Origin of the sequence: Flavobacterium sp. CFS9 (genome assembly GCF_041154745.1) — a bacterium.
Lineage (GTDB): Bacteria > Bacteroidota > Bacteroidia > Flavobacteriales > Flavobacteriaceae > Flavobacterium.
On record NZ_AP031573.1, the window covers coordinates 374,523 to 394,370 of the forward strand.

A 19,848-nucleotide genomic window follows, 5' to 3' on the forward strand; every position below is an offset into this window, starting at 1 on the left:
GACAAGATTGTGTACAAAAAACATAAATAAAAAATAAAAAAACATAAGCAATGGCAGATACAATCGAAAAAAACGTGACTCGTGGTGGTCAGTTTTTAGTTAAAGAAACAAAATGCGAAGATATCTTCACTCCGGAAGATTTTTCGGAAGAGCAATTGATGATGCGTGACTCTGTAAAGGAGTTCGTAGACAAAGAATTATGGGCGCATAAAGATCGTTTCGAAAAGAAAGATTACGCTTATACAGAATCTTCTATGCGTAAAGCAGGTGAATTGGGACTTCTTGGAGTTGCTGTTCCGGAAGAATATGGCGGATTAGGAATGGGATTTGTTTCAACCATGTTGGTTTGTGACTACATTTCAGGAGCAACAGGTTCTTTCTCAACTGCTTTTGGTGCACATACCGGAATTGGAACTATGCCAATTACACTTTACGGATCTGAAGAGCAAAAGAAAAAATACGTTCCTAAATTGGCTTCAGGAGAATGGTTTGGTGCTTATTGTTTAACTGAGCCAGGTGCAGGATCTGATGCTAACTCAGGAAAAACGAAAGCAGTTTTATCTGAAGATGGAAAATACTACTCTATTACAGGACAAAAAATGTGGATTTCGAATGCAGGTTTCTGTAGCGTTTTCATCGTTTTTGCCCGTATCGGAGATGATAAAAATATCACAGGTTTCATCGTAGAAAACGATCCGTCAAACGGAATTTCTATGAACGAAGAAGAGCATAAATTAGGAATTCGTGCTTCTTCTACTCGTCAGGTTTTCTTCAACGAAACAAAAGTTCCGGTTGAAAACATGTTATCTGAAAGAGGAAACGGTTTCAAAATCGCGATGAATGCTTTAAACGTTGGTCGTATTAAATTGGCTGCTGCTTGTTTAGATGCGCAAAGAAGAGTTACTTCCGGAGCTGTAAAATATGCTAACGAAAGAATTCAGTTCAATACTTCTATTTCAACTTTTGGAGCGATCCGTTCTAAATTAGCTGAAATGGCAACTAACGCTTACGCTGGAGAAAGTGCTTCTTACCGTGCTGCAAAAGACATCGAAGACAGAATCGCTGCTCGTGAGGCTGAAGGAACTTCTCATCAGGAAGCTGAATTAAAAGGTGTTGAAGAATATGCTATCGAGTGTTCTATCTTGAAAGTAGCCGTTTCTGAGGACGTTCAATCTTGTTCTGATGAAGGAATTCAAATTTTTGGCGGAATGGGATTCTCTGAAGATACTCCAATGGAAAGTGCCTGGAGAGATGCTCGTATCGCTCGTATCTACGAAGGAACAAACGAAATCAACAGAATGCTTTCTGTGGGTATGTTGATCAAAAAAGCGATGAAAGGTCACGTTGATTTACTTGGACCAGCAATGAAAGTTCAGGAAGAATTAATGGGAATTCCTTCTTTTGATACTCCGGATTTCTCTGAATTATTTGCAGAAGAAAAAGGAATCATCGCTAACCTGAAAAAAGTGTTCTTAATGGTTGCTGGTAGCGCTGTTCAAAAGTATGGTCCTGAATTAGATTCTCACCAACAATTATTGATGGCTGCTTCTAATATCCTTATCGAAATCTACATGGCTGAAAGTACTATTCTTAGAACTGAAAAATTAGCCAAAAAAGAAGGTGAAGATAAAGTAAAAGAACAAATCGCTATGGCAAAATTATACTTGTACAAAGCGGTTGATATCGTGAACTTAAACGGAAAAGAAGGAATTGCTTCTTTTGCTGAAGGTGACGAACAACGTATGATGTTAATGGGGCTTAAACGTTTCACAAAATATACAAACTTACCAAACGTGGTAGCATTGAGGGAAACAATTGCTGCTAAATTAGTTGCAGAAGATTCTTACTGTTTCTAATAGAAAAATAGTTTTTAGCTTTTAATTTGTTTAAACCCGCACTAATCCGAAACAGTGCGGGTTTATTTATTTATTTTTTTGACTAAATCTAGGGAATGAACCTTCGCAATATTTTTGCAACGATTTGCAAAATATTCGTTAAAATTAACCCTTAGACACCTATAGAATAGTTAAATATTGGTGGTATTACTTTATATTTAGCATTCTAAAAACTTTAAAAAACATAAAATGAAACAAATTAACCTGTTTGCCCTGATTCTATTGTGCAACTTTACCACAAGTACATTTGGGCAAAAAAGCAAAAAAATGGATATCATTGCTTACTATACCGGCGATGACAAGTTAATTAACGAATATGAAGTAAGTAAACTAAATCAAATTATCTTCAGTTTTTGCCATTTAAAAGAGGGAAAACTAAGCGTTGATTCTGCAAAAGACTCTACTACGATTAAACATTTGGTTTCGCTAAAAGCATCCAATCCACAATTAAAAATTATTCTTTCACTTGGAGGTTGGGGAGGTTGTGAGCCTTGTTCTGCAGCATTTTCAACACCCGAAGGAAGACTTACTTTTGCCAAATCGGTAAAAGAAGTGAGCAATTATTTTAAAGTAGATGGTCTAGATTTAGATTGGGAGTATCCGGCAATTGAGGGACTGCCAGGGCATTTGTTTCAACCGGCTGACAAGCCAAATTTCACCGAATTAATCAAAATTTTGCGTTCCACTTTAGGCAAAAAATACGAACTGAGCTTTGCTGCCGGAGGTTTTCAAAAATTTCTGGACGAATCCATTGACTGGAAAACGGTTATGCCTTTGGTAAACCGTGTAAACATAATGAGTTATGATTTAGTAAACGGATACTCAAAAGTTACCGGACACCATACGCCTTTATACAGCACTAATCCAAAAGAAGAATCTACAGACCGAGCAGTTGAATATTTATTGAAACTGGGAATTCCTGCTGAAAAACTGGTTATAGGAGGTGCCTTCTATACCAGAACCTGGAAAAATGTAGAAAATATTAATAATGGTTTGTATCAGGCAGGTGAGCATGTTCAGGGCGTTTCTTTTAAAGATTACAGCACTTTTTATACAGAAGCCAATGGATGGAAATACTTTTGGGATGAAAAAGCCAAAGCACCTCACTGGTACAATGAAAAAGAAAAAACATTTGCTACAGGTGATAATCTGGCCTCAATAAAAGCTAAAGCGGAATATGCTAAAGCTAAAAACTTAGGTGGAATCATGTTTTGGGAATTGCCTCTGGATGCCACACGCAACGGAATGGTCAATACAATTTACGACGTTAAAACCGCTAAGTAAAAAACTTTACATCATAAAAAACGGCACCTATTCAAAAAATAGCTGCCGTTTTTCTTATCGCAAAAATTTAAAACTAAATTTTAACTTTACTCTTATCCAATTCACCTATAAAAGGAATTGTCTCCAGAATTTCAGCTCTGATTATCGTCTGCAGATATACTTCCAATTGAATGAACTTCGCAGCATTGATGGCACCGATCACTTTCTTGGCCTGAGTATAGGTTTTCGAATATAACTTTTCATATCCAATGTGATTTCGTAAAGTTGCTTTTGCCAACTCATCGGCTTTTTCATCGGTAAGTGTTGCATAGTTTGCTGCATAATCGTTAATCAATTGAAATTTCGTTTGCCCAAGCCCTTTGCGATCCGCTTCATAACTATCATACACTTTTGCAAATGCAGCAGCCTGACTATCCGATAGATTCATGTACTCTTTTACGAGATCTCCTTTTGATTTTCCGTAAAAACTTTGCAAAACATCTATATCCTCTTTAAATGTGGATTGAGCATAGGAAGAAAATGAGACAATTGCCAAAACAAGAATAAGGCTTATTTTTTTCATAGTTCCGGGGTTTTAAATTAGTTTTTATAATTACTTATTCTCCTCTTCTTTTGGCGCTCTAATCAAACCATCATAAGAAATAGATGCTTTATTGTTGCTATTGACTGTAAGTGTTGTGTTTCCATTATTGAAAATAGTGAATAATAAATTATACACATCATCTTTTCCTTTAACGGTCGCTCTTAAAATGTAATTTTTCTTTTTCTTTTCGATTTTAATATCTTCCGGTATTCCTTCGAATTTTATTCCACCGTCTCCCCCAAAAGCAACATTGTAGGCACGGCCAAAAAAAGGAAGATCACAGGTAGTTTTATCTGGACGAAAATTCAAGAGATAGTTGTTAGAATTCAGAATAATAACTCTTCCGCCCTGCGGGTTTACTTTTTGTGCTTCAAAATCGAACTTTTTAGAATCAATTAATGCTTCCGTTTCTTTTTGTTGCTGTAAATCTCTTTCAGCTCTTAGCTCTTTTTTTGTCTTTTCCTGTCCAAAAACAGAAACATTTAAAAAACAGCATAGCAACAATAAAATGGATAATTTAGTTTTCATAAAGTGCAAATTTTAAAAGATTAGAGAAGAAAGTTACTATTTTCTGGTAAATCGCATCAATGCAATATCTGCCGAGATAAAATGCAGTGTTTTCCCTTCATCTGTAATATCGTAGGAGGTAATTTTTGGCAAAGTGCCCATAAAAAGACGTTCCCCTTCCTGTGCTTGCGGACACATCTTTTTAGTTGTAGCCATTGGATGTGTCAGATCAATTTTAGAACCAGTAACCACAAGTGCTCCGTTGAAAGAATTACATCCGTTATTCCCCGATACTCTTTTTTCAGTCAGATTGAAGTTAATGGTTGGCTTATTGTTGGGATATAAAGCATCAAAATCAACACCTGAACCAGAGATGTAATTAAGCTCCCAGTTTCCTTCAAGTTTAGAAGCATTATCCCCTTTTACTCCTTTAGAGCAATTACAGGAAACCAGAACAATTCCCAAAAAAACGAAAGATAAAATACTCTTGATCATAATATTTAAGATTAAGTTAGAAAATAAAACCCTTGATTTTCAAGTGAATAAACTCATAATTACACGAATTTACGTAATATTTTTTGGTTCATCAGCTAAAGTTGCCCTAAATTCCGATCAATAGTTTTAGTTTTTTTTAACGATCGGTACCAATCCATGTCAGTATTTTATGTTAATTTTACTTAAACTATAATAAAAAGCCTCTTCTATGAAAAAAATAATCGCTTCTTTCGCTATAATTACAGCTTTAATCATTGGCTGTAAAACCAGTACAAAATCAAATGATGCCAAAACCCTAACGGTAACTTTAGAGCCAAAAAGCAAAAGCACAGTAGCCGGAACAGCTACTTTTACCGAGAAAAAAGGAAAAGTAACTTTTGTTGCCAAAATAACGGGGCTGCAACCGGGAGTTCATGCTATTCACATTCATGAAAAGGCAGATTGTAGTGCTGCTGATGGAAGTTCGGCCGGAGGACATTGGAATCCAACTTTTAAAAAACACGGAAAATGGGGTGTTGCCGAATACCACAAAGGAGATATCGGAAACTTTACTGCTGATGCAAATGGTAACGGAACGATAACACTAACTACTGATGAATGGTGCATTGGCTGCGGAGATGAAAATAAAGATATTCTGGGAAAAGGATTAATTGTTCATCAGGGATCTGATGATTTTACAACACAGCCTACAGGAAATGCGGGCGGAAGAGTTGCCTGCGCCGGAATCATTAAATAAAAAACATAAAACCGTAATAACCACTACATTTTCACAAAATCTAGTGGTTATTTCATTTTAATTTTACACTAAAACAAGAAAAAGATATAGCTTTGCAGCTATAAATTATAAAGTTAATGATTAACCCATCGGCACCAGGCTGGATAGATAAGTTTTTTAGCGAACAGAAGTTTTCGGAGGCTATTCCTTTTGAGACTCCTGAGTCGTTTTACCATAAAGTCAGAGAAACCGGTTTTATTTACGGTCACATCATCGCTATAGATTCTCAGATTCCAATCCCAATAAAAGGCTGGTTCAAAACCGAAATTTCCAAAGTAGCTTTATTAAATACTTTGTATGGTGTTTTTTGTTTGGAAAAAAGAAGTTCAGAACCAAATAATTTTATTTCAGAAGTTTTAAAATTCTATAAAGAAATGAGTCCGGAAGGTTTTAATATCTTTAAAATTCTGCTTCCAAAAGACACTCCTTCTCTTTCATTAGAAAACATTATAGATCAGCGTGTTCAGACCAATGACAGTATTATCAGTAAAAACTTTTCGCATTTAGTAACCAATGCGCTTTTGTTTATTGATGTACTGGCTTTCAGACAATATTTAGAACACGGAACTATTCCTGAAAAATACTTAAAACGAATCGAAGAAACCGTTATGGGTATCGTGGCTCTGGCTTTAAAAACCAAGACCATAAAATCTCAGCATGACGACTTACTGATTAAACTTTTTGAGGCCTCTATACGTTATTCTAAATTTTCGAAGGTTACGGTTGATACTTTAGAAACATTACAATTGGACTTTTACACCCATAAACTCGAACACTATTATTTGATTGATATGGCCGGAATGGCTTTGTGGAGCGATGGTGTTGTAGAAAACGAAGAAGCTTACTTTTTGTACTCTTTAGGATCGATGATGGGAATTTCTGATGATTTTGTGACCAAAAGCATTGAAACGACCAACACGTTCATTACTACTCACAAAAAGAAGATTCCTTACTTTAATTACTCCAATCCTGTAAAACATTTTTACGACCAAATGACCCACAGTGTGGTAAAGCTGATTGTAAGAAACAAAAACAGATTAGTTAAGGAAATTATTCAAAGTAAAGAATTAATGGTTCTGCTGGCTTATTCTACCACCAGAGATCTGGACGCTAAAGAAAAGAAAAAAGTAAAAAAACAGCTTTTGGACATCTGCAAAACGATTCCGTCGCTTACCATATTTTTACTGCCCGGAGGAAGTTTATTACTGCCGATTCTTATCAAATTTATTCCAACTTTACTCCCGTCTGCTTTTAATGAAAACCTGGACGAAAACGAATAAAAAAATCGCCCTTTTGAGGCGATTTTTTTTATATTATAGATCTAACTGATAAACTTCATCAAGCTCCTCATTTGAAGCAATATTCACATTTAAATCGGTTACAAAACCTGAATTTAAACCGTAAACCCATCCGTGAAGCATCAAATCCTGTCCGTTTTTCCAGGCTCCCTGAACGATAGAGGTTTTAGCTAAATTGTAAACTTGCTCTTTTGCATTGATTTCAACGAAAGTATTGAAACGCTCTGTCTCATCTTCAATTGAATTCAGGTACTTATCGTGCAGACGGTATTCATCTTTAATGTGACGAATCCAGTTATCGATAATTCCAACAGACTGATTGCCCATAGCAGCTTTCACACCACCACAGCCATAATGTCCGCAAACAATAACGTGTTTCACTTTTAAAACATTTACCGCATAATCCAAAACACTCAACATATTCATATCAGAGTGTACTACCATATTGGCGATGTTACGGTGTACGAAAACCTCACCCGGTTTAGCTCCAATAATTTCATTTGCCGGAACACGACTGTCTGAACATCCAATCCATAACAATGGCGGTGTTTGTCCTTTTGCCAGATCAGCAAAATAATTAGGATCTAACGCTAATGATTTTTCAACCCACTGTCTGTTATTTTCAAGTAATTGCTTATAAAACTCTCTCATTTTTTTGTTTTTTGTTTGGTATTCCTGTTTGCTAAAATCTACTAAAAAAAACTTATCGTAAAGTTATCTAATTTTTAGTACTTCTCGCTCTCCGGAAATACCTTAATTAATATAATTTATTTATAAATTTATTTTACGTTTTCTTTTTGAACCAAAGTTCTTTTGGCAACATCATAATAATGCTCTATCGACACATGATTATTAATGTCCGGTGAATTCTCAAGCTCATATGCTTTCTTGAACCCTTTCAGCTTTACTTTAATATTTTCGTCAATTGCTCTTGTTTCTTTAAACTCACGAATCAAATCTAAAACATCATGGGCAATATACTCTGTATCGGCAGCATTGATAATTACTTTAGAATTTTCCGGAATTTCATTTAAGGTCGACTTAATAGCAGCCTTATTCAAAAATGAAACTTCCTGTGCTAAATCGATATGGATGACATCACCATCTTCGTACTCTTCTTTTTTGAAACTGTAGGCTCTTTTCAGATTTCCTCTCAATACAAAAATAATACTGATAACAATTCCTAAAGCTACTCCTTTAAGTAAATCTGTTGCTACAACAAATACTAAAGTGGCAATAAACGGTACGAACTGATATTTTCCTTTTTCCCAGAAATGTTTGAAAGTTGCAGGTTTTGCCAGTTTATACCCTACTAAAATTAAAACCGTTGCCAAAGTTGCTAATGGAATTTTGTTTAATAATGCCGGAATCGATAAAACACTGATCAGCAAAAGCACACCATGAATAATAGCCGACATTTTTGATTTTGCTCCTGCGTTATTATTCGCAGATGATCTTACCACAACGGATGTCATTGGCAAACCACCTAAAAGCGAACTTACTATATTACCAATTCCCTGCGCTCTAAGCTCAACATTGGTATCGGTGTAACGTTTTTGAACATCCATTCTATCAGACGCCTCAATACATAACAAGGTCTCAATAGAGGCAACTATCGCGATTGTAATAGCAACCACCCAAACTTGCGGATTGGTAACCGCAGCAAAATTGGGCAGAATTATAATTGATTTAAATTCATCAAAAGATTTTGGAACCGGCAAAGAAACTAAATGTTCATTTGCAATTGCCAGTGAACTCCCTGTTGAAGTAAAAAACTCGTTTAAAATTATTCCGGTAATAACCGCAACAAGTGCTCCCGGAATTAATTTCAATCTTTTTAAAAAAGGAACTTTCTCCCATGAAATTAAGATCGCGAACGAAACAAGTGAAACTACAACCGCTCCTAAATGAATATGATTTAAAACATCGAATAAAAAAGAAAAAGAATTGCTTCCGTCGTTTTGAATAAACGCCTGATCTCCTTCAAAATCAGCATCGTAACCAAAAGCGTGCGGCAACTGTTTCAGAATGATAATAATTCCGATACCTGCCAACATTCCTTCAATAACGTTGGTCGGAAAATAATTGGAGATACTTCCGGCCTTCAAAAATCCTAATGCTAATTGAATTAATCCAGCTATAAAAACAGACATTAAAAACACATCAAAAGCACCTAAATCTGTAATAGCGGTCAAGATGATAGCGGTCAGTCCAGCTGCAGGCCCGGAGACACTAATATGGGACTGGCTTAAATAACCTACCACAATACCCCCAACAACACCTGCGATAATTCCCGAAAATAAAGGTGCTCCGGAAGCCATTGCAATACCTAAACACAATGGAAGAGCTACCAAGAAAACCACTAAACCTGAAGCAAAATCAGATTTAAGGTTGGCAAAAAGATTGATTTTTTTTGTCATAGCACAATACTAATAAATTATTCATTAAAGACTTACTGCAATTAACAAAATGCAGTTCAATTTAAAATAATCGGAAGTATTATGCCAAATTAGGAGGTGGAGCAAAAATGCTCGGAGAAATATTGTCTAGTTTTACAATATTTTCAGACACTATGGTCTTTTTTTCTATATAAACTGGCATAACAACTTCATGTTGAAGTATTGCCGGATAAACAGCAGCCTTAAGTTCTTTGTGTGAATGTTCCTCTTCAGAAAAACTAAAAAATATCGACGCATCATTGCTTTTCTTCATTACCGTCACAATAGTTGGGGTAGATAAGAAGGCAATAAAGATGAATAATAATATGCGAGCGACTAATTTCATTGGAACAAAAATAGTGTTAAACGGCTAAAATCAAAGCGAGAGGCCTAAAAATTTAAACAAATTTAACAATCATAAAAAACAGAATGGTCAAACCCGACCATTCCGCTATAGTAATCACTTTAGAAACAACAAATTACAGCTCTTCTTCAAGCCATGCATTCATCATCCAAATTGTTTTTTCCTGCTCTGCAATGAAGTCACTCATCATCGAATTTGTCCCTTCATCGTTAATTTCATCCGATTGTTTTAAAATTCCTCTTTCAATTTTCAATAAATCCGTTAAAGAGCTCACAATTAAGTGAACCGCTTTTTCGTCATTTGAAATATTTTTCCCAACAGTTAATTTGTTATTTTTAATGTAGTCTTCAAAAGTATGTAAAGGAGTTCCGCCGATAGTTAAAACCCTTTCTGCAATCAAATCAATTTTCAACTGGGAATCTGTATACAATTCTTCAAACTTTACATGCAGATCAAAAAAACGTTTCCCACGAATATTCCAATGCAACCCCCTTAGATTCTGGTAATATACCTGAAAATTTGACAACAGAACATTTAATTCTTTTACTAACAACTCTGATTCCTTCACTGGTAAACCTAAAATATTTGTTTTCATAGTTCTCATTTTATAATGTGATTACTACAAATTTAAAATAAGTTCTCTGAAAATAATATAAAAAAAAATTATATTTCCTTATTTTTGCATCAAAAATTACTATCAAGATGACTATAACCCAATTGCAATATGTACTAGCTGTTGCCGAGCATAAAAATTTCACCCTTGCTGCCGAAAAATGTTTCGTTACCCAGCCTACACTGAGTATGCAGATTCAGAAGATCGAGGAAGAACTTAGCATTCAAATTTTTGACAGAAGTAAAAAACCTATTCAACTTACAGATATTGGTCAGAAAATCGTAAACCAGGCTAAGAATATTGTAAATGAAGCTGATCGTATTAAGGATATTGTAGAACAGCAAAAAGGTTTTATTGGAGGAGAATTCCGTCTGGGAATTATCCCAACCATTATGCCGACACTTTTACCGATGTTTTTAAACAATTTCATCAAGAAATACCCAAAAGTAAAGCTCCTGATCGAAGAGCTTAACACGGATGAAATTATCCTGAAGTTAAAAAATGGTCATTTGGATGCCGCTATTGCCGCAACTCCGCTTGAAGACGAAAAAATAAAAGAAATCGTATTGTATTTCGAACCTTTTGTAGCTTATATCCCGGAACATCACGCCAGTTTTCAAAAGGAAGAAATTGAAGTTGCAGACTTAAACATTAACGAAATCCTGCTTCTTCAGGACGGGCACTGTTTTAGAGACGGAATTTTGAATTTATGCAAAAATGCCAGTGACGTTGATCAGAATAATTTTCAGATCCAAAGCGGAAGCTTCGAGACTCTGATAAAATTAGCCGACGAAGGTTTGGGTACAACGCTACTTCCGTATTTGCACACCCTGGATTTAAAAGATTCCGACAAACAAAAACTGCGTAACTTTAAGGAACCTAAACCTGCTCGTGAGGTAAGTTTGATTTACCCAAAGAGCGAATTAAAAATGCAGATCATTGACGCCCTCAGATCTACAATTGCAGGAGTTATAAAAGGAGCAATTGTTTTTCAGAACGTTCAGATCATCAGTCCGCTACAAAAGAAATAAAAATAAAAAAGGAGCCAATTTGGCTCCTTTTCTTTTATACTTTAATTAGTAGTAGACTTTGCTTTAATTCTGGTTTTTCAATAATGAAATTTAATAACCATTCTTGTAATTGTTCCATTTCGTACGGTAACAGTGTTTTGATAGCTTTTTCTAATTCTTTGCAGAAAAGTATCGGGTCGAAACTCACTCTCTCAAGTATTGATTTCGTGTAATCAAACATCATTTTTGACATAATAAAATAAGATTTTTTGGGGTTATCTATATTTTTAAACTCGCAACAAATTTAAACAAATATCATTCATTGGTACTGATTTTAACTTATTTTTTTAAAAACTTTAGCAGCGAATACGATTTCTTACTAAACATAAATCAATATAGAATCATTCTAAACAACTCATTTAAACCTTTTTAAAGGCTCTAAACATTTCTCTTTTTCCGGGAGGTCCTGCCAATTTTTCAACAGTAAAACCAACCTCCATCATACTTCTTTTAACAACTCCGCGGGCAGCATATGTTACCAAAACTCCATTTGGCTTTAAACTTTGGTACATTTTTCGAAAAATTTCGGTGCTCCACAGCTCCGGCTGCACCCTATATCCGAAGGCATCAAAGTAAATCAAATCAAAAATTTCAAAATCGTCAATTTCATCAAAAAATTGTTTCCTTTTGGTTAACATGAAATCAGCACTGATAACCTCTTTCTGATTCCACTCGCATTCGTGCATTTTTGCAAAAACATCTTTATAATTGTCAGCCTCCAGTTCAGCAACATAATTCATCGCCAAAACTTCTTTCGCATCCACCGGGTAAGCCTCTACTCCAACATAATCAATTTGCTGCTGCTTTTCGTTGGATTCCAAAAAAGTAATAAACGCATTCAAACCGGTTCCGAAACCTATCTCAAGAATACTTACCGGAGCAACATCAAATAACGAAAGCCCGTTTTTTATAAATACATGTTTGGCTTCCTGAATAGCTCCATGTTTTGAATGGTAAGACTCATTCCATTCGTGTAAATGAATTGTTGTTGAGCCATCTAGCGTTTTAATTATTTCTCTTTTCACCTTATTTCGGAATTAGCAATCTTTTTCTATTGATATATGAGGTATTTTCAGTGCCAAATTTAGTCAAAACAAATGCGTAAAGCCTTAAAAAACGGTTCGTTTTTCATAAATTCTTTATAAAAATGTCTTAATTTTTTCACTTTATTATAAGATGTATAAATCTCAGTTAAAGGCCGCAAATAATGCAGTTTTACTAAGCAAATTATATATTTTTACTTAATTTTGCATTGAGAAAAATCTATTACTCACCAAATCATTGGTTTAGATTTTCTTTATTATTAATGCTAATTACATAAAAAAAACTTTACATATTAATTATGAGTACAACTCAAACCAACAAAATTGAAATCAGAAAAGCAACTTCGTCAAAAATAAGCGGGGTAGACTTTCAAAATTTAAGCTTTGGTTCTGTTTTTACAGACCATTTATTCGAGTGTGATTTTAAAAATGGAGAATGGCAAAATCCTGTCATTAAGCCTTATGCTCCAATTTTAATGGATCCGTCTTCAAAAGTCTTCCACTACGGACAAGCTATTTTTGAAGGAATGAAAGCTTATAAAGATGACAATAATGATGTTTGGTTGTTCAGACCGGATGAAAACTTCAAGCGTTTTAACAACTCAGCAGTACGTATGGCTATGCCGGAAGTTCCTGAAGCTGTTTTTATGGACGGTTTGAACGAATTATTAAAAATTGATCAGGAATGGATTCAAAAAGGAAACGGAAGCAGCATGTACATCCGTCCTTTTATGATTGCAACCGGTGCCGGTGTTGTAGCAAATCCTTCTGACGAATATAAATTCATGATTTTACTTTCTCCTGCACAATCTTATTACGGAGGTGAAGTGAAAGTAATTATCGCTGAACATTACAGTAGAGCGGCAAACGGAGGAATTGGAGCTGCCAAAGCTGCCGGAAACTATGCTGCACAATTTTACCCAACCAATCTGGCAAACAAAGATGGTTTCCAACAGGTAATCTGGACAGATGATGCCACACATACTAAACTGGAAGAAGCAGGAACTATGAACGTTTTCTTCAGAATCAATGATACTTTATTAACCGCTCCAACAAGCGAAAGAATCTTAGACGGTATTACCAGAAAAAGTTTGATCGCTATCGCAGAAAAAGAAGGACTTAAAGTTGAAGTTCGTCCTGTTATTGTATCAGAATTGGTAGAAGCGGCTAAAAACGGATCTTTGAAAGAAATTTTCGGAGCGGGAACTGCTGCTGTAGTTAGCGTTATTAAAGGCTTCTCTTATCAGGATACTTATTACGAAATGGCTCCTCTTGAGAATTCTTATGCTTCTTTACTAAAAGAAAAACTAACAAGTCTTCAAAACAAACTTTCTGAAGATACTTTTGGCTGGACTGTAAAAGTTCAGTAATCCAAAAATATAAATTATATAAACCCGACAGGTTTCAGAAACCTATCGGGTTTTCATACTAGAACAATTTTGAAAAATCAGGCTTAAAATAGTTTGGCCCTTTCATTACTTTTCCGTCCTCTCTGTAAATTGGCTTGCCGTCTTCTCCTAATTTACTCATATTACTGCGTTGAATCTCATCAAAAACAGCTTCAATTTTATCCTGCAGACCGTGCTCGATAATGGTTCCGCACAAAATATACATCATATCCCCAAGCGCATCAGCAATCTCAACCAAATCATTATTCTGAACTGCTTCCAGATATTCTTCGTTTTCCTCCTTCATTAAATTATAACGAAGCAGTTTTTTCGTTTCTCCTAAATCAGCAATCGGCTCGAGACTATGTCCTATTCTAAAAGCAGTATGAAACTCAGTCACCGCATCAAGTTGTTTCTTCATGATATTATTTTGATTAAATGAAATACCAAATTAGCAACAATTCGTATACAATTCTCTAAATTTGCCAAAAATAATTTTCAACTATGTTTAGTCAAGGACAATTAATATTCGGACTCTGTTTTTTTATTGCATTCGTAATCGTAATGATATTCGCCTATCGAAAAGATCTTGCTTTACACAAGATTTTCTATAAAGGCAATTACAAAGTACTACTCGTCTTTTTACTTTTTATTGCCATTTTATTTGTAATTAAATTTTTCTTCAAAAGATAAAACCGAAAAGAAAGTTTTCGATTTCAAATAAAACCATTTTCAGTACGTTTTATTTGATTTTCTCTTCCGATAATGGTATAAAATGTACTTTTACCAAAGTGTTATTAGTGCGACTAGTAATAAATTTATAACTTTACGACTCCAAATAAACCATTCCAATGAAGATTCTTAAATATCTATTCCTTCTATTATTACTAAGCCTTGTTGCCCTTACCGTTTTTGTTGCTACACAAAAAGGAATCTTTTCTGTAGAAAGAAGCAAAGTGATCAACTCACCAAAAGCTACAGTATACAATTACCTTAATGATTTTAGAAATTATGAAGATTTTGAATCCTGGTCTGTTGAAGATCCTACGATGAAGATGACCTTTCCTAACAAAACGGTCGGGAATGGCGCCTCGTTTTACTGGACAGGAGCTGAAGGAAATGGAAACGCAATCACACTAAAAACAAAGGACGGAGAAAGTATACAACAAAAAATGAAGTATGACGGAACTGAGGCCGATGTAAACTGGACTTTTAAAGATACATTGACTGGAAAAACAAAAGTGACCTGGAAAGCATCCGGAACGATGAGCTTTTTGTTTAAAATTTATACCGCTCTTAATGGAGGCTCAGATAAAGTAATTGGAACTATCTACGAAAAAAGTCTTGCAAACATTGACAAAAACTTAGATTACGAAACCAAAACATACGCTATAAAAGTTAACGGATTAGTAAGAAAGACGGAAACTCCTTATATCAGACAAACCTTTACAAGTGAAATTGGAAAAGTTGGTAAAAATGCCAGAATCGTTATCCCGAAACTAATTGAATTCAGTAAAAATAATGGTTTAGCGACAAATGGAAAACCTTTCATTATTTACCACACCTACGACATTTCAAGCGGACTGGCTAAAATCTCGATCTGTTTACCTACCAACCGAGAAATCGCAACTACTTCCGGAAGTGATATTTCAGGAGGAAAATTAAACGGATTTGAAGCGGTAAAAACCACTTTAAAAGGTGATTACTCACACCTTAACGAAGCCTTTAAAAAAACAACTGCTTTTATCAACAACGAAAAAATTACACCTGATTTAAGCTGGTCACATCTTGAAATCTTAACCATGAGTAAACTGGATGTAAAAAGTCCGTCTAAGTTAATGACTGAAATTTACTATCCAACAAAACCTAAAGTAGTTCCGGTGGCTAAAGTTCCTGTATACAAACCTGCCACTACCGATCCTGCAGCTGTAAAACCTACAGAAACACCTAAAAAGCCTGAAGAAGAAGAACAGTCAGAATTCTAAAATAATTTGGTTCATTAAACCTTTTGTTCAAAATTCATTCTAACACCATAAATAACGGAATTTGGCAGACGAGAAGGAATTTATTCAACAATTATTAAATCCTGCAACGCAAAACACCGCGTTTCAAAAGCTCGTATCTGATTATCAAAAACCGCTGTATTCCCATATTCGAAACATTGTTCTGAATCACGATGATACAGATGATGTTTTACAGAATACTTTTGTAAAAGTCTTTCAGTATTTAAAAAACTTCAAGGGAGAAAGCAAGCTTTTTTCCTGGATGTATCGAATTGCAACCAATGAAGCTTTGACCTTTTTAAGTCAAAAAGCAAAACTAAGCGGATTAACTTCTGAAGCACTGCAAAACAAAGCCATCGACAATTTAAAAGCCGATGTGTATTTTGAAGGGGACGAAATTCAGATCAAACTTCAAAAAGCAATTGTGACTTTACCGGAAAAACAGCAATTGGTTTTTAAAATGAAATATTTTGAAGAATTAAAATACGAAGAAATCGCTGAAATTCTGGGAACTTCAGTCGGCGCTTTAAAAGCATCTTATCATCACGCAGTAAAAAAAATTGAAATATATGTTACCTCAAATTAAACCTTTTGTAACAATAACTGTCTTATAGCTACTATGAAAACATTTAATTTAGAAAACGAACCGAAAATAAAAACCGGATTTAAAACTCCGGAGAATTATTTTGATACTTTTTCAACAAAGGTTTTACAGCAAATAAACGAAGAGAAAGAAATAAAAATAATACCACTTTACAAACGTAAAAAAGTGCTTTCGATTGCAGCGGCGGCAGTTGTTTTTGCAGCCTTACTGATTCCTGTTATCAACAATTACAATAAATCCAAAGATCTTGACGAAGACACTCTGGAAACGTATTTATCCTATCAGTCAAACTTAAATCAATACGATTTGATTCGTGAACTGGACACTAAAGACATTGATAAGCTTGGTAAAAATGTTGCTCTTGAACAGGAAACTCTTGAAGACATCCTGGCAACCAACCCCAATATTGAAAATTTAATTTCAGAATAAAACTAAAATTTCAAAAGATGAAAATTAAAAATATACTTCCAATACTTCTATTCTTTATTACATTCACATTTTACGCGCAAAATGACAAAACAGACGAAAAGCGGGAAAAGATTAAAGCTTATAAAGTTTCTTTTTTAACAACAGAATTGGAACTCACCTCGACAGAAGCCGAGAAATTCTGGCCCATTTACAATACATACGACGACAAACAATATGAATTGCGTCACGAAAAAATGAAAATGTATTTACGTAAACTAGACGATGACAACATCAGTACCATGTCTGAAAAAGAAGCAGCAGTACTCCTATCACAAATGGAAAGCGCAGACAAAGAATTATATACACTAAGAGACAAATACAACAGCAATTTAAAAAAGATTCTTTCTGCTAAGAAAATCCTAAAGCTTAAAAAATCAGAAGACGACTTTAATCGTAAACTATTAAAACAATACCGCGATAAAGCCGGAAAAAACTAGAATAACAAAAAGTAACAACAGCGAAAACCCCATATAATAACTTGCTTTATTATTTGGGGTTTTTATTATTTAAATCTGATCCTGATTACTTTATTATGTCCTGCTGCAATTGCAGTATTTCTATTCAAAAAACGAATCGTAAACAATTTTGTATCTGTAGATAATTGCGTCCAGTTCTCTCCTCCATTTTGTGAATACTGGATTCCTTCAGAACCTACACAGATTATTTCTTTGCCATTTCCTCCCGGAACATATTGCACACATGAAGCATATCCAAATCCCATACCCTGACCAATTAGCTGCCAGGTTTTCCCTCCATCAGTAGTAAAGGCTTTATTATCCTTTTTTTGTTCCGGAAATTCATAATCACCACCGGCAATAAATCCGTGTTTTGAATCGTAAAAATCGGCTGTAAAAATACCAGTCATCGTTTTTCCCTGCACAATTGGAGTTTCAGTTACTTTCCAGGTTCTTCCTTTGTCCGGTGAATAAAAAACACGTGCCTTTTTTCCTCCTGAAACCAACCAGGTATCATTTCCTTTTATTACTATGTTAGAATTACTGGCTGCAAAAGCTGCTTCACCCTCTGCATTTGTAGGTAATTTGTCTGATAAAATTTTAGTCCAGGTTTCACCACCATCACGTGTAACGATAATAGAGAAAGTATCTTCTGTAGGATCGCCAATCGCAATTCCTTCCTTATCGTTCCAAAACTGCATACTGTCGTAAAACACTTTCGAATTTACTTCTTTGTATACTAATTTTACTTTTTGTGTTTTTTTAGAAACCTGGTAAAGTAAGGCAGGATTTCCAACACTCAATAAAAAAATACTATTTGAATTCTGAGCAATACTTCTAAATTCCAAATTCAAAGTATCACGATAAATATGGTCTTCAAATTTTTCTTTTTTATCCAAATCATAAAATCCAAAACGGGAATTATCTGCACCGTACCAAATTTTATTTTTATCAATTGAGATGGCTCTGATACTAATTTTATCCTGAAATAAAGTATCTATCTGAATTGATGTAAAACCTGTGTTAAAAATCCCTTTACCACTATTATTCAATGTTTTAAAAGACATCAAAAAAATTAAAGCACCAAAAAAGAATATTACTTTTCTCATAAAACTAGTTTTTTTGCGCTAAAATACAATTATTTATAACACTTGAAATAAGTTTCGCTTTTTTTTCTGGCACAGTAATTGGATACCTCAAAATAGTAATCTTAATACGATTTAAAAATGAAAACGAAACTACTTTTTATAGCCCTCCTGGCAATAGGTTTGAGTTCTGTACCAGTACAAAGCCAAACTACTGTTTACGCAAAAAATTCAGATATCAGCGATAATCTGGACTTAAGAGCTGTTGCGTCTATTTTTGGAGAATCAGCTAATCTGCAAGATTTCGAGAGACGTTTGAACGACTCCAAATATCAAATTTCAAATCTTGATTTAAACGATGATAATCAGGTCGATTATTTACGTGTAATTGAATCTGTAGAAAACAGAACTCACGTTGTAATCATTCAGGCGGTTTTGGATCGTGATGTTTATCAGGACATTGCTACAATTGATGTAGAAAGAGACAATTACAACAGGGTAAATGTACAGATTGTTGGTAACAGCTACTTGTATGGAGCCAACTATATTTACGAGCCTGTTTACCATGTAGTACCGGTAATTTACACTTCGTTTTGGGTAACAAATTACAGACCTTATTATTCCAGCTGGAGTTGGAATTATTACCCAAGATACTATTCTGCCTGGAGACCTTACCCAATTTACAGATACAGAAACAACATCAACCTATGTATTAATATCAACAATAGCTACAACTATGTAAACACAAGAAGAAGTTACAGAGCTCCAGTTATCTATGAAACAAGACGTACATACGGTTACGAAACCAGACGTCCTGATTATAGTTTTGCGCAAAGAAATTCGAATGTTACTAATAGATATGATTTAGATCAAAGACGTGTTACTACCAGAGATTATGGAAGAAATCAAAATACATACACGACAAACAGATCGAATTCGGATAGAGTATCTACTACAGATAACAGAACCTCAACCAGAAATTATGGAGACAACAGAACTACATCTGACAGAAATTATACTACAAACAGAACCTATTCTAACAACAGAGACAATTCAGGTATAAGTACAAATCCTGTAAGAGTTGAAAATACAGGCAGAAGAGATTACGGTCAAAACAATTCGAATACTTCCAGAGGAAATTCACAAAACTATGGAACAACAGAAAGGGTTTCGACTCCTCAAAGAAATGAGTCTTCGAGAAGCTATTCTGAAAACAGAGGGAATTCAGAGAGACAGAGTACGCCAAACACGCAACGTTACGAATCTCCAAGAGCAAGTCAGGAATCCAGAGGCAGTTCGCCACAAAGAGAGAGTGGTTCCAACGGAAGAAGTTACGGAGGCAGACGAATTTAATATCAAATTCTTATTCTTATAAAAAATCAAAAGCGCAATTTAACGATTGTGCTTTTTTTTATCTTTTTAGTTATAATTGAGGTTAGTTTAGTATAAAACGTTAAATTTGCAACCGTCTTTTATAAAA

At 34.7% G+C, this 19,848-nt stretch carries 23 protein-coding genes; 12 read left to right on the forward strand and 11 right to left on the reverse strand.

Going from position 1 to position 19,848, the window contains the following annotated elements:
• Positions 1-50 precede the first annotated feature (50 nt).
• Together ACAM30_RS01345 and ACAM30_RS01350 are read left to right on the forward strand one after the other, a co-directional pair.
• Positions 51-1,856, forward strand: a complete 1,806-nt coding sequence (locus ACAM30_RS01345) for an acyl-CoA dehydrogenase family protein (protein WP_369616872.1) — start codon at positions 51-53, stop codon at positions 1,854-1,856.
• Positions 1,857-2,084: 228 nt separating this feature from the next.
• Positions 2,085-3,179, forward strand: a complete 1,095-nt coding sequence (locus ACAM30_RS01350) for a glycoside hydrolase family 18 protein (protein ID WP_369616873.1) — start codon at positions 2,085-2,087, stop codon at positions 3,177-3,179.
• 73 nt (positions 3,180-3,252) lie between these two features.
• On the opposite strand, the gene ACAM30_RS01355 is transcribed toward ACAM30_RS01350, so the two are convergent.
• Genes ACAM30_RS01355 through ACAM30_RS01365 form a run of 3 tightly spaced genes read right to left on the reverse strand, consistent with a single transcriptional unit; the run spans position 3,253 to position 4,764 of the window.
• Positions 3,253-3,741 (reverse strand): hypothetical protein, encoded by a 489-nt coding sequence (locus ACAM30_RS01355; protein ID WP_369616874.1) that lies wholly within the window; start codon positions 3,739-3,741, stop codon positions 3,253-3,255.
• Between the two features lie 30 nt (positions 3,742-3,771).
• Positions 3,772-4,290, reverse strand: a complete 519-nt coding sequence (locus tag ACAM30_RS01360; RefSeq protein WP_369616875.1) for a DUF4251 domain-containing protein — start codon at positions 4,288-4,290, stop codon at positions 3,772-3,774.
• Positions 4,291-4,326: 36 nt separating this feature from the next.
• Positions 4,327-4,764, reverse strand: a complete 438-nt coding sequence (locus tag ACAM30_RS01365; protein ID WP_369616876.1) for an META domain-containing protein — start codon at positions 4,762-4,764, stop codon at positions 4,327-4,329.
• A 208-nt stretch (positions 4,765-4,972) separates the two neighbouring features.
• On the opposite strand from ACAM30_RS01365, the gene ACAM30_RS01370 reads away from it, so the two are divergent.
• Together ACAM30_RS01370 and ACAM30_RS01375 are read left to right on the forward strand one after the other, a co-directional pair.
• Positions 4,973-5,500 (forward strand): superoxide dismutase family protein, encoded by a 528-nt coding sequence (locus ACAM30_RS01370; RefSeq protein ID WP_369616877.1) that lies wholly within the window; start codon positions 4,973-4,975, stop codon positions 5,498-5,500.
• Between the two features lie 116 nt (positions 5,501-5,616).
• Positions 5,617-6,819, forward strand: a complete 1,203-nt coding sequence (locus tag ACAM30_RS01375; RefSeq protein ID WP_369616878.1) for an LETM1-related biofilm-associated protein — start codon at positions 5,617-5,619, stop codon at positions 6,817-6,819.
• A gap of 33 nt (positions 6,820-6,852) precedes the next feature.
• Here ACAM30_RS01375 and can read toward each other — a convergent pair whose 3' ends face one another.
• The 4 genes from can to ACAM30_RS01395 form a co-directional block, all read right to left on the reverse strand.
• Positions 6,853-7,488 (reverse strand): carbonate dehydratase, encoded by a 636-nt coding sequence (gene can / locus ACAM30_RS01380; RefSeq protein WP_264530823.1) that lies wholly within the window; start codon positions 7,486-7,488, stop codon positions 6,853-6,855.
• Positions 7,489-7,616: 128 nt separating this feature from the next.
• Entirely contained in the window at positions 7,617-9,257 is a 1,641-nt protein-coding gene (locus ACAM30_RS01385) for a SulP family inorganic anion transporter (RefSeq protein WP_369616879.1), read from the reverse strand.
• A 79-nt stretch (positions 9,258-9,336) separates the two neighbouring features.
• Positions 9,337-9,621 carry a hypothetical protein gene (locus ACAM30_RS01390; protein ID WP_070907274.1) on the reverse strand — a complete coding sequence of 95 codons (285 nt, stop codon included), beginning with the start codon at positions 9,619-9,621 and terminating at the stop codon, positions 9,337-9,339.
• A gap of 133 nt (positions 9,622-9,754) precedes the next feature.
• Positions 9,755-10,234 (reverse strand): Dps family protein, encoded by a 480-nt coding sequence (locus tag ACAM30_RS01395; protein ID WP_264530826.1) that lies wholly within the window; start codon positions 10,232-10,234, stop codon positions 9,755-9,757.
• A 107-nt stretch (positions 10,235-10,341) separates the two neighbouring features.
• Between ACAM30_RS01395 and ACAM30_RS01400 the strand changes: the two genes are divergently transcribed.
• Entirely contained in the window at positions 10,342-11,283 is a 942-nt protein-coding gene (locus tag ACAM30_RS01400; protein ID WP_369616880.1) for a LysR substrate-binding domain-containing protein, read from the forward strand.
• A 34-nt stretch (positions 11,284-11,317) separates the two neighbouring features.
• Here the strand turns inward: ACAM30_RS01400 and ACAM30_RS01405 are convergent, their stop codons facing one another.
• Both ACAM30_RS01405 and mnmD read right to left on the reverse strand, forming a co-directional pair.
• Positions 11,318-11,515, reverse strand: a complete 198-nt coding sequence (locus tag ACAM30_RS01405) for a hypothetical protein (protein WP_017496117.1) — start codon at positions 11,513-11,515, stop codon at positions 11,318-11,320.
• Positions 11,516-11,681: 166 nt separating this feature from the next.
• Positions 11,682-12,347: a tRNA (5-methylaminomethyl-2-thiouridine)(34)-methyltransferase MnmD gene (mnmD, locus tag ACAM30_RS01410; RefSeq protein WP_369616881.1), complete on the reverse strand. Its 666-nt coding sequence runs from the start codon at positions 12,345-12,347 to the stop codon at positions 11,682-11,684.
• Positions 12,348-12,664: 317 nt separating this feature from the next.
• Between mnmD and ACAM30_RS01415 the strand changes: the two genes are divergently transcribed.
• Positions 12,665-13,735: a branched-chain amino acid aminotransferase gene (locus tag ACAM30_RS01415; protein ID WP_017496119.1), complete on the forward strand. Its 1,071-nt coding sequence runs from the start codon at positions 12,665-12,667 to the stop codon at positions 13,733-13,735.
• Between the two features lie 58 nt (positions 13,736-13,793).
• On the opposite strand, the gene ACAM30_RS01420 is transcribed toward ACAM30_RS01415, so the two are convergent.
• The gene (locus tag ACAM30_RS01420) at positions 13,794-14,174 is read right to left on the reverse strand and encodes a hypothetical protein (RefSeq protein WP_369616882.1); all 381 of its coding nucleotides are present in this window, start codon (positions 14,172-14,174) and stop codon (positions 13,794-13,796) included.
• Between the two features lie 83 nt (positions 14,175-14,257).
• Between ACAM30_RS01420 and ACAM30_RS01425 the strand changes: the two genes are divergently transcribed.
• The 5 genes from ACAM30_RS01425 (at position 14,258) to ACAM30_RS01445 (ending at position 17,265) form a co-directional block, all read left to right on the forward strand.
• Positions 14,258-14,446 carry a hypothetical protein gene (locus ACAM30_RS01425; RefSeq protein WP_369616883.1) on the forward strand — a complete coding sequence of 63 codons (189 nt, stop codon included), beginning with the start codon at positions 14,258-14,260 and terminating at the stop codon, positions 14,444-14,446.
• A gap of 158 nt (positions 14,447-14,604) precedes the next feature.
• A complete protein-coding gene (locus ACAM30_RS01430) occupies positions 14,605-15,738 on the forward strand; it encodes a transcriptional regulator (RefSeq protein WP_369616884.1) in 1,134 nt (377 codons plus the stop codon).
• Positions 15,739-15,799: 61 nt separating this feature from the next.
• Positions 15,800-16,342 carry an RNA polymerase sigma factor gene (locus ACAM30_RS01435; protein WP_369616885.1) on the forward strand — a complete coding sequence of 181 codons (543 nt, stop codon included), beginning with the start codon at positions 15,800-15,802 and terminating at the stop codon, positions 16,340-16,342.
• Positions 16,343-16,375: 33 nt separating this feature from the next.
• The gene (locus ACAM30_RS01440; protein WP_369616886.1) at positions 16,376-16,789 is read left to right on the forward strand and encodes a hypothetical protein; all 414 of its coding nucleotides are present in this window, start codon (positions 16,376-16,378) and stop codon (positions 16,787-16,789) included.
• 17 nt (positions 16,790-16,806) lie between these two features.
• Positions 16,807-17,265 carry a sensor of ECF-type sigma factor gene (locus ACAM30_RS01445; protein WP_369616887.1) on the forward strand — a complete coding sequence of 153 codons (459 nt, stop codon included), beginning with the start codon at positions 16,807-16,809 and terminating at the stop codon, positions 17,263-17,265.
• Positions 17,266-17,330: 65 nt separating this feature from the next.
• Here ACAM30_RS01445 and ACAM30_RS01450 read toward each other — a convergent pair whose 3' ends face one another.
• The gene (locus ACAM30_RS01450; RefSeq protein WP_369616888.1) at positions 17,331-18,392 is read right to left on the reverse strand and encodes an oxidoreductase; all 1,062 of its coding nucleotides are present in this window, start codon (positions 18,390-18,392) and stop codon (positions 17,331-17,333) included.
• Between the two features lie 117 nt (positions 18,393-18,509).
• Here ACAM30_RS01450 and ACAM30_RS01455 point away from each other — a divergent pair, with 117 nt between their 5' ends.
• Positions 18,510-19,721: a hypothetical protein gene (locus ACAM30_RS01455; RefSeq protein ID WP_369616889.1), complete on the forward strand. Its 1,212-nt coding sequence runs from the start codon at positions 18,510-18,512 to the stop codon at positions 19,719-19,721.
• Positions 19,722-19,848: the final 127 nt, after the last annotated feature.

Coding starts and splice junctions, on each gene's coding strand:
- ACAM30_RS01440 (WP_369616886.1), top strand. CDS start 16,376: ATGAAAACATTTAATTTAGAAAACGAACCGAAAATAAAAACCGGATTT.
- ACAM30_RS01395 (WP_264530826.1), bottom strand. CDS start 10,234: ATGAAAACAAATATTTTAGGTTTACCAGTGAAGGAATCAGAGTTGTTA.
- ACAM30_RS01400 (WP_369616880.1), top strand. CDS start 10,342: ATGACTATAACCCAATTGCAATATGTACTAGCTGTTGCCGAGCATAAA.
- ACAM30_RS01365 (WP_369616876.1), bottom strand. CDS start 4,764: ATGATCAAGAGTATTTTATCTTTCGTTTTTTTGGGAATTGTTCTGGTT.
- ACAM30_RS01415 (WP_017496119.1), top strand. CDS start 12,665: ATGAGTACAACTCAAACCAACAAAATTGAAATCAGAAAAGCAACTTCG.
- ACAM30_RS01445 (WP_369616887.1), top strand. CDS start 16,807: ATGAAAATTAAAAATATACTTCCAATACTTCTATTCTTTATTACATTC.
- ACAM30_RS01455 (WP_369616889.1), top strand. CDS start 18,510: ATGAAAACGAAACTACTTTTTATAGCCCTCCTGGCAATAGGTTTGAGT.
- ACAM30_RS01360 (WP_369616875.1), bottom strand. CDS start 4,290: ATGAAAACTAAATTATCCATTTTATTGTTGCTATGCTGTTTTTTAAAT.
- ACAM30_RS01385 (WP_369616879.1), bottom strand. CDS start 9,257: ATGACAAAAAAAATCAATCTTTTTGCCAACCTTAAATCTGATTTTGCT.
- ACAM30_RS01450 (WP_369616888.1), bottom strand. CDS start 18,392: ATGAGAAAAGTAATATTCTTTTTTGGTGCTTTAATTTTTTTGATGTCT.
- ACAM30_RS01370 (WP_369616877.1), top strand. CDS start 4,973: ATGAAAAAAATAATCGCTTCTTTCGCTATAATTACAGCTTTAATCATT.
- ACAM30_RS01350 (WP_369616873.1), top strand. CDS start 2,085: ATGAAACAAATTAACCTGTTTGCCCTGATTCTATTGTGCAACTTTACC.
- ACAM30_RS01375 (WP_369616878.1), top strand. CDS start 5,617: ATGATTAACCCATCGGCACCAGGCTGGATAGATAAGTTTTTTAGCGAA.
- ACAM30_RS01420 (WP_369616882.1), bottom strand. CDS start 14,174: ATGAAGAAACAACTTGATGCGGTGACTGAGTTTCATACTGCTTTTAGA.
- ACAM30_RS01355 (WP_369616874.1), bottom strand. CDS start 3,741: ATGAAAAAAATAAGCCTTATTCTTGTTTTGGCAATTGTCTCATTTTCT.
- ACAM30_RS01345 (WP_369616872.1), top strand. CDS start 51: ATGGCAGATACAATCGAAAAAAACGTGACTCGTGGTGGTCAGTTTTTA.
- ACAM30_RS01430 (WP_369616884.1), top strand. CDS start 14,605: ATGAAGATTCTTAAATATCTATTCCTTCTATTATTACTAAGCCTTGTT.
- ACAM30_RS01405 (WP_017496117.1), bottom strand. CDS start 11,515: ATGTCAAAAATGATGTTTGATTACACGAAATCAATACTTGAGAGAGTG.
- can (WP_264530823.1), bottom strand. CDS start 7,488: ATGAGAGAGTTTTATAAGCAATTACTTGAAAATAACAGACAGTGGGTT.
- ACAM30_RS01425 (WP_369616883.1), top strand. CDS start 14,258: ATGTTTAGTCAAGGACAATTAATATTCGGACTCTGTTTTTTTATTGCA.
- ACAM30_RS01390 (WP_070907274.1), bottom strand. CDS start 9,621: ATGAAATTAGTCGCTCGCATATTATTATTCATCTTTATTGCCTTCTTA.